Source organism: Spirosoma litoris (genome assembly GCF_054776755.1).
Genome location: NZ_BAAHBI010000010.1, coordinates 717,807 through 732,559, shown reverse-complemented (window position 1 = coordinate 732,559; position 14,753 = coordinate 717,807). Strand labels below are relative to the sequence as shown.

Below are 14,753 nucleotides of genomic sequence, written 5' to 3'. Positions count from 1 at the left end.
CTAACCAAGAGCTACTTATGATAATTTTTGTCATCCCGACGCAGGAGGGATCTTCGGAAACGAACAACTCTATAGAATCACCCAAAGATCCCTCCTGCGTCGGGATGACAGAAATTGCTAATTCGCTAACGCTTTTAACGAAAGAAACCTACTGATGAAAACACTAGTATTCGCAAGTCTGATGCTGCTCGCCGGTTATGCCGTTCAGGCGCAGGTATTAAAACCAGTAAAATGGAGTTACGCAGCCCGGAAAACAAGTGCTACGGAGGCTGTCATTTTTTTGAAGGCTACCATTGATCCGGGCTGGCATGTGTATTCGCAGCACGTGGGCGAAGGAGGCCCGGTCAAAACGACGATTTCCTTCGATCCTGGTGCCTACGCCTTACAGGGAACGGCACAGGAACCGAAGCCCATCACCCGAATGGAAAAGGTATTCAACATGGAAGTGAGCTATTTCGAAAAGGAAGTCATCTTTCAGCAGAAAGTTAAACTGACCGGCAAAAACCCCCAGGTTGTGAAAGGAACAATTGAGTACATGGTCTGCAACGACAAGCAGTGCCTACCGCCCGACGAAATCCCCTTCAGTGTATCCATAAAATAATGAACCACATGACTACGCATCAATTTCTGTTTTCTGGTTGGCGCTGGCTAATGCCCTGTTTGTTGGCGGTAGCGCTCCTGGTCGGCGGTCCTCAGACAGCTTGGGGGCAGGATACGCTCTCTACGGAAGGACTGGAGTTTTCACCAATTGAGGAGTCGGCTACAGTAGCGGATACGGTAGCGCAAACGACCATATCCGCTACCCCTTCCTCGACAGGCCTAGGTCCTCAGGAAGCCGTTACGCCATCCCTCTGGGTCACGTTTGTAGCGGGTTTACTGGGTGGCTTTGCGGCCATTCTCATGCCGTGCCTTTTTCCGCTCCTGCCCATGACGGTGAGCTTTTTCACCAAACGATCGGCAAGCCGGGCGCAGGGTATCCGCCATGCGCTGATTTATGGGTTATCGATCATTGGGATCTACGTATCATTGGGATTGCTGATTACGGTCCTTTTCGGAGCCGATGCCCTGAACGACCTATCGACCAATGGCCTCTTCAATTTTGCCTTCTTTTTGCTGCTGATCGGCTTTGCTGCTTCGTTTTTTGGGGCCTTCGAGATCGTTCTACCTACGTCATGGGCGAACAAAATGGACGCCAAGGCCGATCAGGGCGGCTTGCTGGGCATTTTCTTCATGGCCACAACACTGGCCCTGGTCTCTTTTTCCTGTACGGGTCCCATCATTGGTACCCTGCTGGTACAGGCCGCGTCAATGGGGCAGCTTATTGGCCCTGCCGTGGGTATGTTTGGCTTTGCCCTGGCCTTGTCGCTGCCCTTTACCTTGTTCTCGCTGTTTCCCTCCTGGATGGCCTCCCTGCCCAAATCGGGGAGTTGGCTCAACTCCGTAAAAGTCGCCCTGGGCTTCCTGGAACTGGCGCTGGCGCTGAAGTTTCTGTCGAATGTCGATCTGGCGTATCACTGGCAGTGGTTCGACCGGGAAGTCTTTTTGGTGCTGTGGGTCATCATTTTTGGGATGCTGGGCTTTTATCTACTGGGTAAATTGCAGTTTACCCACGACAGCCCCACGACCCGTATCTCAGTACCTCGGCTCTTCATGGCCATTGTGTCGTTGGCCTTCGCTCTTTACCTGGTGCCAGGTCTGTGGGGTGCCCCTCTGCAAGCTGTAGCCGCTTTTCTACCTCCTCAGCAGACCCAGGATTTTGATTTATATACGCAAAGGCTGACCCAGTCAGGAATGACCCAGTCAGGCGTGACCAACGAAACGGCCCACTCGCCAACGGCTAAGAAATACGACGATCTGTTTCACGCGCCCCTGGGCCTGAACGCTTTTTTCGATTACGAAGAAGGAATGAACTACGCGAAATCAGTGGGAAAACCTGTATTGGTCGATTTTACCGGCCATGCCTGCGTCAATTGTCGGAAAATGGAAGCCACCGTCTGGCCTGATCCGGCAGTGCTCAAGCGCCTGCGGGAAGACTACGTACTGATTCAACTTTACGTTGATGATAAGACCGAATTGCCCGAAACGGAGCAGCGTGTATCTAGTTTCAGTGGTAAAAAAATCAAAACGATTGGCAACCAATGGAGCGATTTGCAGGCCAGCCGATTTAATGCCAATTCGCAACCGTTTTATGTACTCCTGGGGCCTGATGGCAAACCGCTGGTGCAGCCTCAGGGAGCCGATTATGATCCGGCTAATTTTGTCTCCTTTCTGGACAGAGGTCGCCAGGCCTATTGATTCATTCCCATCTCCTACAGGCTATCTGAAATTAAATACGAACGAGCTAAAATCGGTGTTTTTTGTCCTGGCTCCGCCCCCCCCGGCCCGACGCCAGGACAAAAGCGATAGCAAAACAAACACGACTCAAACCGCATGCATTACGTTAAACGAAGTCTATGGCTCAGCCTGCTGGTCGGGTGCCTGACGACTCAGGCTGCCTTTTCACAAGCCAAATTGATCGAAAAAGTAACCCGAAAAGGAAGCGACCTCCTTATCCCTTACGAAAAGTACGTACTGCCCAATGGGCTAACGGTAGTGGTTCATGAAGACCACTCTGATCCGCTGGTCCACGTCGACGTAACGTACCACGTAGGATCAGCTCGGGAAGAAATCGGGAAATCGGGCTTCGCTCATTTTTTCGAGCACATGATGTTCCAGGGCTCTGATCACGTCGCTAACGGCGAACATTTCAAGCTGGTGACTCAGGCGGGTGGTACGCTGAACGGAACGACGAACCGCGACCGCACCAACTATTTTGAAACGGTACCCAGCAACCAGTTGGAGCGAGCCATCTGGCTGGAAGCCGACCGGATGGGTTTTCTGCTGGACGCGGTTACCCAGCAAAAATTCGAGATTCAGCGGGCTACGGTTAAAAACGAACGCGGTCAGAATTACGACAACCGGCCTTACGGACTGGCCGAAGAAGTGACTGCCAAAACGCTGTATCCCTATGGGCATCCTTACTCATGGCTGACTATTGGTTACGTAGAAGACCTGAACCGGGTAGGTGTAGACGACCTGAAGAACTTCTTTAAACGCTGGTATGGTCCTAACAATGCCGTACTGACAGTGGGTGGTGACGTGACTCCGGCGGAAGTAGTCCGGCTGGCGCTACGGTATTTTGGGCCTATCAACCGGGGACCGGCCGTAAAAAAGACGGTGGTTCCTACGCCCGTACTGACGGCAGACCGCTACGTTTCCTACGAGGATAATGTTCGATTTCCGATGCTACGGTTGACCTACCCAACCGTTCCCCGCCATCACCCCGACGAAGTGGCGCTCGACGCGCTGGCGGCCGTGCTGGGAGGGGGCAAAACCTCCAGACTCTACCAGCGTATGGTGAAAACCCAGAAAGCGGTACAGGTCAATGTTATCCATCCCACGAGCGAGTTAGCCGGCGAGTTTTCGTTGATCGCCCTGCCACTTCCTACCTTCCAGCTGGACAGCGCCGAAGCGCTGTTACGGGCCAGTATGCTGGAACTGGAACGCCAGGGTGTGAGCGATGATGAACTGGCTCAGTTTAAGGCTTCTCGGGAAGTCGATCTGATCGGTTCACTGAGCAGCGTAGCGGGCAAAGTATCCCGACTGGCCGAATTCCAGACCTTCGACGGCAACCCCAATCAACTACCCGGCGAGCTTTCGGCCTTGCGTAAACTGACCAAAGCCGACGTTATGCGGGTGTATAATCAGTACATTAAAGGAAAGAAAGCCGTCATCACCACCGTGTATCCGAAAGGGCAGAAAGCGATCGTTACGCATGCGGATAATTACACCGCGTCACCGGCGGGCTATCAGGCACCGGATTACGGGTATACAGGCCTGACGTATACCAAACCAGCCGATACCTTCGACCGAAGTCAGCTACCGGCCGTAGGGCCTAATCCTACGGTTAAAGTACCGCCGTTTTATCAGGAAACATTTCCGAACGGGTTGCGGATGATTGGCGTCCGTTCGGATGAAGTGCCAACCGTAACGCTCTATCTGTCGCTGAAAGGAGGCCACTTGCTGGCTCAGCAGAACCTGTCGAAAGCGGGTGTAGCTCAACTGACGGCCTCGCTGCTTAACGAAGCGACCCGTAGTCATTCTACCGAAGAGCTGACGCGCCAGCTGGAAAAGCTGGGCAGTTCGATTAGTTTTTTTGCTGGCCCCGAAGAAATGGGCGTTTCCGTCGAGTCGCTGACCAAAAACCTGGACGCGACACTGGCCATTCTGCGAGAGAAACTGGGGGAACCCCGGTTCGATCCAGCCGACTTCGAGCGGTTGAAAAAGCAGCAGTTGGAATTGATCGCCAACCAGAGCACGCAGCCCGTGGTGATTGCCAACAAAGCCTACAATCGCCTGTTGTTCGGGAACGACAATGTCCGCGCAATTCCGGTTAGCGGCACTCGGCAGAGCGTAGAAACGCTGACACTGGATGACGTGAAGGAGTTTTATAACACCCAGTTTTCGCCATCCGTAGCGAAGCTGGTTGTTGTGGGCGAGGTGGATAAGGAAGCCATGCTGACGAAGCTGACCTTCCTGAAAAACTGGGCGGCAAAACCGGTTTCCCTACCCACGCTACCCGTTCCGAAAGCAGCCGAAAAAACGCGTATTTACCTCGTCGATAAACCGGGGGCAGCCCAGTCGGAAATTCGGATTGGTTACCTGACCGACCTTCCCTATGATGCAACGGGTGAATACTACCGCAGCACCCTGACGAACTTCATTCTGGGTGGGGCCTTCAACAGCCGACTCAACCTGAATCTGCGTGAGAAAAAAGGTTATACCTACGGAGCGATGTCCCGCTTTTCCAGTACGTATCTGCCCGGACCGTTCACGGCCCAGGCGGGCGTTCGAGCAGCCGTGACCGACAGCGCCCTTGTTGAGTTTGTCAAAGAAATCAACCAATATGCGCAACAGGGCATTACCGCCGAAGAACTAAACTTTACCAAAAATTCGGTCGGTCAGCGCGACGCCCTCCGCTACGAAACGCCGTTTCAGAAGGCCCAGTTTTTAGGTCAGATTCTGGAGTATAATCTACCCGCTGATTTTGTTGAACAACAGACCAGGATCCTCAGCACATTAACCCGTGAACAGGTTGGCGAACTGGCTCTCAAGCGGTTTTCCACCGATAAATTAATTATCCTGGTAGTGGGCGATAAAGCTAAAATTAAACCTGGGCTGGATAAGCTGGGGTACGAGTTGGTTGAATTGGATAAGGAAGGTAATGCGGGAAGTGTGTCTAACGAATAAATAATTCGATACGCATGAATCGCCAGGTGCTCTTTGAGGCAGCTAAACATGATTCGTTTAGGTTAAGAAAATAGATTTTGGAAAGGGCTTTCCCAATGGGATAGCCCTTTTTCGTATTAACCTGACGTTTCCCTAAATGAAGTAATTAATCCGCTTCATTGACGATTCGTAAACTAGACTAATGTAGTAACTGAATCAGTGAAAGCGTCGGTTATCTTTGGTGCATCAAACGCCCGAATTATCGATACGCAAATCTCTCTTCGTCTCAGATGGGAGGGTATTTTGAGAATAAATTTTATGATGTATTTTATTTTTAAAACAATCAAGTGCCAACTGAAATAGGGCCCTTATTGTACCAACGCCAAATAAGAACATATCATCGACTTGACAGCTACATGATGATAACCGTTAACCGCCATCAGCTAACCGTTGAGCCACTGCTTGAACTCGGCGACTTTGTTCTTGCTGATCAGAATATCTTCCGGCGGCTGGGGGGCAATGGTAATTTTCAACTGATTCTTGCCATACTGGAAGATCCTGTCGATAGCCCGGATGGCGATCAGAAACTGGCGATTGGCCCGAAAAAACTGGTCCGCATCCAATCCCTTCTGTAACTCATCCAAGCTTGCTGGACTGGTATAAACTTTGGCATCCTGACAGTAGATGTAGGTCAGCGAATTAGCGGTATAAAAATAGGCTATTTGATCGGTGGGAATCACGACCAGCTCGTCTTTCCAATAGGTGAGAATCCGACGTCTAGGGCTCGTGTCGTCCGTCTGGATGCCTGGCTCATCCACCGCGGGTACGGACGGCTCATTTTCGACTTTTGTCTGATATAGAACCAGATTAGCATTCAGGGTCCTTACCTCATCGGCTAACTCGTTTTTTTCTCCTTCCAGTTGCTGTTCGTACCGATTGCCAATCCACCGCACGGCTAAAAAGGAGAAAACGATGATCAACGTACTGGCAAGTCCCTGCGCCAGCAAAAATTGGGTGTGCAACTCGTCAATCTGTCGATGGATGGCCTGAAGGTTGGCATGAGCGGCTAGCATCCAGCTTGTGTTCGCGATGGGTTGTACGTAGATGATCTCTGATCCACGCTGACTGGAGCTAAACGTCCGTAGACCTCCAGCGGCTTTCCCGTCGTTGAGCAGTGCATAAAACGACTGATTTTCTCTTCCTCTAATTGGTCCAACTACCGAGTTGTCTGTTTCGATCTGCTGGCCGATTCGACTCGGGTCGGGGTGACAGATTTCTTTACCGGTCGTGTCATACATGCACACAAAGCCGGTTTGCGTATCCGTATTTTCGATGCTCTTCTGCAAATTAGTCACTACCTGAGCTTTCTCAATACCACTGCTTAACTGTCCTTCTAACAGCCGCTGAATTTCACGGGACTCGCGTTTGCTGGCGTCCAGCTGCGCTTCCAGCAGTCGGTCTGTTGCACTCGAAAACAGGTAGTTCGTGGTCAACACGCTAACCAGCATAACAATCAACGACAGCGCCAGCACCGTGTAGAGATAGACCTTTTCTTTTTTCATGTCATAGAATCATCCAAACCACCTCCAAACGAAAGCTACCTGGGCGAAACCTTCAGGGTGTTTTTTTCGGCTTCACCGGCCATTTTCCCCCTTTAGTGGCCATTTCCTTTAACGGATCACCTTCAACCAGCCATCTTTGTCAGGCAAGCTACGAAGCTTATTCATACAGTAACAACCTGATTTTTATGAAAACGGCCTGCTTACTTTTTATGCTCGTCATGACCAATCCCTGGGCCCATGCCCAGCACACGCATCATATCCAGCCTGCTACATCGAACAAAAACGTTTACCTGACCATGATGGACACGATGATGCTACAGATGGACAAAGCACCAACCGGTAACTCGCCAGTTGCGGCTTTTCTGCATCAGATGCTGGCCCATCATCAGGGTGCCATCGCGATGGCACGCTATGAAATCACGAATGGTCACAACCGAGAGATGATTCAGTTAGCGAAGAGCATCCTGATTGAACAACAAAGCGAGGTCGAGCAAATGCGGCTCTGGCTGAAACAAATCAGAGCCGACACGACGTTCCAGCCCGCTGCATTCGATGCCGCCATGAAGCAAAGCATGGCCTTAATGATGAACAGCCTGCCGCCCAATGAAGCCCTGTCCGACACTGATCGGGCGTTTGCCGCCGTCATGAAACCCCACCATCAGGCGGCTCTGGACATGGCAAAAGTTGCCCTGCAATTCAGCCATGAACCGGTTATTGGGGCCTATGCTAGAGGGCTTATGGCTAGTCAGCAGATCGAAATTGACCAGATGACCAATTATTTAAGATAAGATGATGAATCCGAAAAAGCTGCTTCTAGGTCTGCTACTGGTTAGCAGCGTCCCTGCCATCGCCCAATCCCGGTACGCTTACGACCGGGTGTACACGGCCAACCAGGTATCTAACACCGTATCGGTCATCGATCCAGCTACCAATCGGCTTCTGGGCGAAATTGATCTGGGTAAACCCTACCCAAACGTCCTGTCACCCCTATACAGAGGGCAGGCACTGGTACACGGCCTGCGCTACCTACCGTCCAAAAAGCTGCTGGCGGTGGTATCGATCGGCTCAAACGCCCTCACCTTTATTTCTACCCAGACCAATCAGGTTCTGAAAACGGTGTACGTGGGACGCTCTCCCCACGAGCCAACCTTTACGCCCGACGGCAAACAAGTCTGGGTTTCGGTGCGGGGGGAAGCCTATATCAGTGTCATCGATGTGGCCAGTATGAGGGAAGTCAGGCAGGTACCCGTAGCGGATGGCCCCGGCATGGTATCCTTTTCGCCCGATGGTAAGTTGGCTTATGTGTGCTCTAGCTTTACCCCTGAGCTTGATATTGTCAATACCTCGACCTACCAGATCATAAAGAAAATACCAGTGGTCAGCCCTTTTTCGCCGAACATCTTTACCAGCCCCCAGGGCGAATGGGTGGCGTTTACCCACAAAGATGTGGGTAAGGTGACGGTGCTCGACACCAAAACACAACGCATCGCCAAAGTGATCAACACGGGGGCCATTACCAACCACGTAACCTTTACCTACGTCGCGAAAAAGCTGCGGATGCTGGCTACCGTGGGGGGGGAGAACAAAGTCCGGGTATTTGACCCGGCCCAGGATTTCAGCCAAACGGATACCATCAACGTTGGGGCGCTTCCGCACGGTTTGTGGGCTGCACCAGACGGCAAACGGTTGTACGTCGGCCTGGAGTATGCCGACCAGGTACAGGGCATTGATCTGGAAACGAGGCAATCGCTACCGCCGGTCAAGATCGGGCAAAGTCCCCAGGCTCTGGTGTATGCTGAAAATGCCGTTACCAATGTGGGAAACCAAGCCAACCTCAGATCTTTATCCGATTCGACGGCTACCCGAATCATTTTGTTAAAACCAACGAACCAGGGCAATCAGGGACTAGGCAGGCTGGCTGTACGACCCATTGGCTTAACTGACTTAGTGGAGCAGATTTTTACCAACCTTCCCCCCAATAGCTCGTACACACTGGCCTTCAGCCGTTCGACAGAGGCTCCCTACATGGTTGATTACAAGATCAACCAGTTTCAAACCGACGAAAAGGGTCGATACACGGGGCAGTCTACGGGTCTAGTGCACTCGGTTCAGGACCAGGCGGCTTCTGCTTACCAGCACATTATCCTGATTGATAATCGATCAAAAGAACTCCGCTTACTAGATAAGCCTTAAATATATCATGTTGAGTATTTCTTGAGTTTGATTAATAGTCAGTTATAAATTTTGCCCTGTCTTCACAGATTCTTTTCATCCGATGCACTCCATCATAGCGAAATAAAACAGGCTAGCTCCTTTTAATTTTTTCTCTATGCTGCTTGCCCCAAGTTTCCATTGCAATTAAAACTTCTGAGATGGTGTAGCAATATTCGGTCAGTCTATATTCTACCTTGATAGGATAGTCACTGACAATTGCTCGTTTTATCAAAAGATTTTCTTCTAAATGTTTTAATTCCTTGGAAAGTACACGGTTAGTGATATTTGGTATCGAAATCGATATGTCGTTAAATCGTTTATTCCCGTGATACATAGCTATGATAATTGCCAGTTTCCATTTTCCGCCCAACACAAACATTGTATCCTGTACCCATTTTATCTTCTCTTGAAAGTTTATCGCTTCCTGGACTTCCATTTAAGTATATCTTAGTGTATAAGTATCGAAAGTATAGTAATGTCAGCATAATCGCGAAAAAAGGAGGTTTTATTTTAGCTTCCCCACCCAAAAGTTGACCAATAGATTTCTAGATTGTTAAAATTAAGTATCCTTTTGTATACAAGTATAAAAGGGATACTTAATTCCACCTACTTTTGAAAAAAAATAGGTTTATGAGCGATCTACATCAAAAAGTGTGGTTTATCACCGGTGCCTCGAAAGGGTTTGGCTTAACACTAACAAAGCTATTATTGACCAATGGTCAAAAAGTAGCCGCAACCTCCAGAGACAAGAAAAGCATTGAAGCTGAGACGGGCCTTCATAAAGAGTTATTAGCCCTGACGGTTGATCTTACCGATGAGAGCGATGTTATTAAGGCAATTAACGAAACAGTGGATTATTTCGGTAGAATTGATGTGGTTGTAAACAATGCAGGCTATATGCTATTAGGAAGTCTGGAAGAAGTCTCTAATTCGGAATTTCAACAATCCATGAATCTGAATGTATTTGCCTTCTTAAATGTCATTAGAAACGTAATGCCGTACTTTAGAAAACAGCATAGCGGACATATTTTTAATTATTCATCATCGGCGGGTTATGGTGGCGATGCGAGTGCAGGGAGCTATAATGCGGTTAAGGCTGCAATTATTGGATTTTCAGAAGCTTTGGCAAAAGAAGTTAAACCATTTAACATAAAAGTAACAATTGTCTCTCCAGGGCTTTTCAGAACTAGCTTCTTAGCCACCGGATCTTTTACAACTGCTAAAAATTTAATTGATGGATATCCTACCCAAGGGCTTGTCGATGCAATGACCCAGTATAATGGGCAACAGCCAGGTAATCCAGAAAAATTAGCAATGATACTTGTAGATACAGTAAAAACGGCGGACCCGCCTTTGCATTTAGTTATGGGAGAAGACGCCTTTGCCAGGGCAACTAGTTACTACCATAATCAGCTTGTTGCATTGGAAAAAAATAAAAAAAGCAGCCTGTCTACAAATTTCTAAGTTTGGTGCAGGAAATCTAGCCCTGCATGAACAACATTGGAAGTACTATTCTATCCGGCTGCCAACTTTTAAGTCGATTCAACCAAATTTTTCGCGAATGGTTTGCAGGCGGTAGTCACTAATACTGCCACCGCCCAAAATCACCATTCAATAATTTATTCATTCGCTATGATTAAAGGAACTACGTACAAAAATTGTTCAGTGAATGATATTCCGAAGATAATAGACATATGCCGGCAATCATACACCGAGCATTATACCTATTTATGGAGCGATGAAGGAAAAAACTATATAAAAACCAGTTTTACAGAAGAAAAATTGTTGGCTGAGATGAATGCTAGTGATAGTAAATTTTTCCTCATTTCAGATAATGATTTTCCTGTAGGAATATTAAAAATTAATATTAATAAATCTATTGATGGGACAAAAGACGTTGATTATTTAGAAATTGAACGAATTTATTTCTTGAAGGTAGCAGCTGGAAAAGGTTTAGGGAAATCCACTCTCAAGATGGTCGAGCAATTGGCGGTAGCTGGGAATAAAAAGATTATATGGCTTAAAGCAATGAAGGGAGCCGATGCCGTAAAGTTTTATGAAAAGCAAGGCTTCATAGTTACGGACGAAACGGATCTATCATATCCATTTATAATAGATGAGTTTAAAAGAATGGTTGTTATGCAGCTGCATATCAGATAACTTTTTCCACATAATTAATATTGAGGTAATTTAGGTTATCAGATAGGGTTTTACAAGTATCTCAAAACACCTTCAATTTGCGTTTTATAAAGATAGTATTTTACCAGTTGGAACGTAGATGAACCACCTATCACTCCCCTTTTTTTGCTTGTAGCATGAGATTACGAAATAATCCCTACTTGGCTTTTCCTAAAACGTCCTATTTAAGGTATTTCTGCAAAATGGTCCGGCACAGCCCCCTCTGATAATTTGTCGTTTGCACCAGAACTGTACAAAGTCGTCTCAGTTGGGAGACTTTTGTGAGATGATGAGAATGGCAGCGACAAATAGTCAATTGGAGAAATTTGTCTGGTGAAGTCGTGACTAGCACACTTCAGTTAAATAAAGTCCTAAACTCCAGAGGTGACTGGTTCGTTTTCGTTTTAAACAGCTTGCTAAACGATTACAGATGCTCAAACCCTAATTCGTAAGCAATTTCACTAACGGTTAAATCGTTGGTTGACAGCTTTCCTTTCGCTTTTTCGATCAGTTTCTCATGAATATGTTGCTGGGTATTTTGACCGGTTAGTACTTTAAGAAGGCTACTTAAGTACTTAGAGGACAGGCTTAAAAATGTGCAATGTAGCTGACAGTCGGTAATCCTTTTGCCAGCAAATCCTGGCTATTAAAATAAACCGTCAATACGGATTCCAGCCGCTCTAATACAATATGAGCCGCTTTTTCCCGTGTGAGAAATTGCCGATGATAAAAGCGATCGGCATAGTTAAGGAAGGTTTCTACGTGCGAAACGAATAAACGAGGCATGTCGGTAAGCAATTGTATAGGAAACTGCGCTAAACGTACCGAAGCATTCTGGTTCAAACTTGAAGTTAGCTATAAACCCACTGCCTTGATGACAACCTAAGCGACAAGCGGACTTGATCGGCTTTTGTATGAAATTCTGGTGCAGGTGTATATTATTTCCATTCGTCGCGCCCTTTTTATTTCTATCGTGTTACTAATGGTAGGCTACCGGGTAGCTAGCTAGTCATTAGCTTCTTTTCACCATTCCTACTGAATCATGACACATCTGTACCGGTTTACTCTGCATGGCCTGACAACGACTCAACAGGCCAGGGCTGTTCAGCAGGTTTTAACCAAACTGACGGGGGTTCTCAATGCCCAGGTAACCGTTGATCCACCTGAGGCAGTTTTGACAGGCGAACAGCTTCCCTCCCTGAACGAGATTCAGCACATAGTCTCGTCGGTAGGTGCGTTTCACGTTATGGAAAGTCAAGCGGATAGAACCAATGATCACATCCATACCCCTTCCTCCAAAAGTGAAGAAACGCGCGGTGCTGGTGTGCATCAAGGGTCTATGCATCTTGCCGACATGAACCCTAGCGAAATGAAAGAGGGCCAGATGGATCATAGTCAAATGAACCATTCCGCAATGGATCACAGTCAGATGGGTCATGGCAGTGGACATGACCACCGGGCGATGATTGCTGATTTTTTGCGTCGGTTCTGGATCTGTCTGGTCTTGTCCGTTCCTGTTGTGGCCCTGTCGACGATGGCGCAGGAGTTAATCGGCTACCACCTTACCTTCCCCTTTCAAGAGTTGCTTGTGTTGGGACTGGCCTCCATTATTTACGGCTACGGGGGATGGCCATTTCTCACGGGGATGATCGGAGAATTACGCAATCGTCAACTGGGCATGATGACACTGGTTGCCGTAGCGATCACCACCGCTTATGTGTACAGCGTAGTCGTGTCTGTCGGTTGGCTGCGGGGCATGGACTTTTTCTTTGAGCTGGCTACCCTGATCGACATCATGTTACTGGGGCATTACGTGGAAATGAAATCGGTAGCCGGGGCCTCTCATTCGCTGGAACTGATTGTTCAACTATTGCCTTCAGATGCCCACAAAGTGGATGGTTCCACTTTAACCGATGTCAAGGTTTCGACATTGACTATTGGAGATTTGGTACTGGTGAAACCCGGCGAACGCATTCCGACGGATGGTGAGGTCGTTGGCGGCAGCAGTGCCGTCAATGAAAGTATGCTCACGGGCGAAAGCGTACCCGCTCAAAAAACAATAGGCAATCCAGTCATCGCCGGAGCGGTCAACGGCGAAGGTTCACTGACCATCAAGGTGATGCACAAAGGCGAGGATAGCTACCTCAATAAGGTTGTAAAAATGGTGGCTGAGGCCCAGAATGCGAAATCGCAAACGCAGAATCTGGCCGATCGGGCAGCGGGCTGGTTAACAATTGTATCCCTGTCGGTGGGAATCATTACGCTGATCGCCTGGCTGTGGGCTGGGAAAGATGCCGCCTTTGCGATCGAGCGAATGGTGACGGTGATGGTGACGGCCTGTCCACACGCTTTGGGCGTAGCGATTCCCCTCGTAGTGGCCATATCTACCGCCGTTTCAGCTCAGAATGGGTTGCTTATTCGAAATCGAACGGCTTTTGAAGAAGCCCGAAAAATCACCGCTATGGTCTTCGATAAAACCGGCACCTTAACCAAAGGAGAATTCGGGGTAACGCGGATCAAACCACTAACCACGAGCCTCGATGAGACGGTTTTGCTGGGTCTGACGGCAGCTCTGGAGCAGGAATCCCAACACCCCATTGCTCAGGGAATTGTTGGTGAAGCAAAAAAGCGCAACGTTAAATTGCCAGCCATTGAGAACTTTCAGTCCATCACGGGAAAAGGCGTTTCGGCCACGGTAAACGGAAAGCTAGTGGCCGTAGTCAGTCCCGGTTATTTAAAAGAGAAAGCCATTGAATTACCGGCGGATGCCTTCGGTAGTGGTGCGGAAACAGTGGTTTTTGTCTTGATGGATAATCAGCTCACCGGATATGTTGCCCTGGCCGATCAGCTTCGGGATGATTCCAAATCGGCGGCAAAGCGATTACAGGCATCCGGGATAAAAGTCTATATGGCTACCGGCGACAATCAGAAAGTAGCGGATGCGGTGGCCGGTGAGTTAGGGCTGGATGGCGTTTATGCCCAAGTGCTACCCGGCCAGAAAGTGACGATTGTGAAAGATTTGCAAGCAAAGAGCCAGTTTGTAGCCATGACCGGCGATGGGGTCAATGATGCGCCCGCCTTGGCACAAGCCAACGTGGGCATCGCAGTTGGTTCAGGTACCGACGTTGCCGCAGAAACGGCTGATATTATCTTGGTCAACAGCAACCCAACCGATATCACCAATTTGGTGGACTTTGGCAAAGCTACCTACCGCAAGATGATTCAAAACCTGTTCTGGGCCACAGGTTATAATGTCATTGCAGTTCCATTGGCAGCCGGTGTGCTGTATCCGCACTTCGTGCTCAGTCCAGCCCTGGGTGCCGTATTGATGAGTGCCAGCACCGTGATTGTAGCACTGAATGCCCAACTTCTGAAACGAAGCCTTCACCCTAAACGGTAGTAGCTGCGCCCTCTTTACGATCAATTTTACCCCGCTCAATTGGCTATCTTTTTAAAGGTTAGACCCGGTCCCCAAAGCCTTAGCGACCGGGCCTTTACTAAAATGGGCATCACCAAATAAAGAGGCTGTGC

The 14,753-nt window shown here is 48.6% G+C and carries 11 protein-coding genes and 1 pseudogene; 9 read left to right on the top strand and 3 right to left on the bottom strand.

The window, feature by feature from the left end:
* Positions 1-17: 17 nt before the first annotated feature.
* The 4 genes from ACYVGR_RS09525 to ACYVGR_RS09510 all read left to right on the top strand — a co-directional run bounded on the left by ACYVGR_RS09525 (position 18) and on the right by ACYVGR_RS09510 (position 5,289).
* Positions 18-155, top strand: coding sequence for a hypothetical protein (locus ACYVGR_RS09525; protein ID WP_460955872.1), 138 nt, complete (start codon positions 18-20; stop codon positions 153-155).
* Positions 155-601, top strand: coding sequence for a protein-disulfide reductase DsbD domain-containing protein (locus ACYVGR_RS09520; protein ID WP_460955870.1), 447 nt, complete (start codon positions 155-157; stop codon positions 599-601). The genes ACYVGR_RS09525 and ACYVGR_RS09520 overlap by 1 nt, the downstream gene beginning before the upstream one ends.
* An 8-nt stretch (positions 602-609) precedes the next feature.
* On the top strand, positions 610-2,295 hold the full coding sequence (locus ACYVGR_RS09515; RefSeq protein ID WP_460955868.1) for a protein-disulfide reductase DsbD family protein: 1,686 nt from the start codon (positions 610-612) through the stop codon (positions 2,293-2,295).
* A 135-nt stretch (positions 2,296-2,430) separates the two neighbouring features.
* Positions 2,431-5,289, top strand: a complete 2,859-nt coding sequence (locus ACYVGR_RS09510) for a M16 family metallopeptidase (protein ID WP_460955866.1) — start codon at positions 2,431-2,433, stop codon at positions 5,287-5,289.
* Positions 5,290-5,711: 422 nt separating this feature from the next.
* Here ACYVGR_RS09510 and ACYVGR_RS09505 read toward each other — a convergent pair whose 3' ends face one another.
* A complete protein-coding gene (locus ACYVGR_RS09505; RefSeq protein WP_460955864.1) occupies positions 5,712-6,830 on the bottom strand; it encodes a LytTR family transcriptional regulator DNA-binding domain-containing protein in 1,119 nt (372 codons plus the stop codon).
* Between the two features lie 185 nt (positions 6,831-7,015).
* Here ACYVGR_RS09505 and ACYVGR_RS09500 point away from each other — a divergent pair, with 185 nt between their 5' ends.
* Complete coding sequence (locus ACYVGR_RS09500; protein WP_460955862.1) at positions 7,016-7,618, top strand: DUF305 domain-containing protein; 603 nt, start codon at positions 7,016-7,018, stop codon at positions 7,616-7,618.
* A 1-nt stretch (position 7,619) separates the two neighbouring features.
* Positions 7,620-9,023, top strand: coding sequence for a YncE family protein (locus tag ACYVGR_RS09495; RefSeq protein WP_460955860.1), 1,404 nt, complete (start codon positions 7,620-7,622; stop codon positions 9,021-9,023).
* Between the two features lie 112 nt (positions 9,024-9,135).
* On the opposite strand, the gene ACYVGR_RS09490 is transcribed toward ACYVGR_RS09495, so the two are convergent.
* The gene (locus tag ACYVGR_RS09490) at positions 9,136-9,480 is read right to left on the bottom strand and encodes a winged helix-turn-helix transcriptional regulator (protein WP_460955858.1); all 345 of its coding nucleotides are present in this window, start codon (positions 9,478-9,480) and stop codon (positions 9,136-9,138) included.
* Between the two features lie 194 nt (positions 9,481-9,674).
* Between ACYVGR_RS09490 and ACYVGR_RS09485 the strand changes: the two genes are divergently transcribed.
* Together ACYVGR_RS09485 and ACYVGR_RS09480 are read left to right on the top strand one after the other, a co-directional pair.
* The gene (locus ACYVGR_RS09485; RefSeq protein ID WP_460955856.1) at positions 9,675-10,508 is read left to right on the top strand and encodes an SDR family oxidoreductase; all 834 of its coding nucleotides are present in this window, start codon (positions 9,675-9,677) and stop codon (positions 10,506-10,508) included.
* A 168-nt stretch (positions 10,509-10,676) separates the two neighbouring features.
* Positions 10,677-11,204: a GNAT family N-acetyltransferase gene (locus ACYVGR_RS09480; protein WP_460955854.1), complete on the top strand. Its 528-nt coding sequence runs from the start codon at positions 10,677-10,679 to the stop codon at positions 11,202-11,204.
* 373 nt (positions 11,205-11,577) lie between these two features.
* Here ACYVGR_RS09480 and ACYVGR_RS09475 read toward each other — a convergent pair.
* Positions 11,578-11,999, bottom strand: a pseudogene (locus tag ACYVGR_RS09475) (helix-turn-helix domain-containing protein); the annotation flags it as partial.
* A gap of 562 nt (positions 12,000-12,561) precedes the next feature.
* Between ACYVGR_RS09475 and ACYVGR_RS09470 the strand changes: the two are divergent.
* Complete coding sequence (locus tag ACYVGR_RS09470) at positions 12,562-14,622, top strand: heavy metal translocating P-type ATPase (RefSeq protein WP_460956088.1); 2,061 nt, start codon at positions 12,562-12,564, stop codon at positions 14,620-14,622.
* Positions 14,623-14,753: the final 131 nt, after the last annotated feature.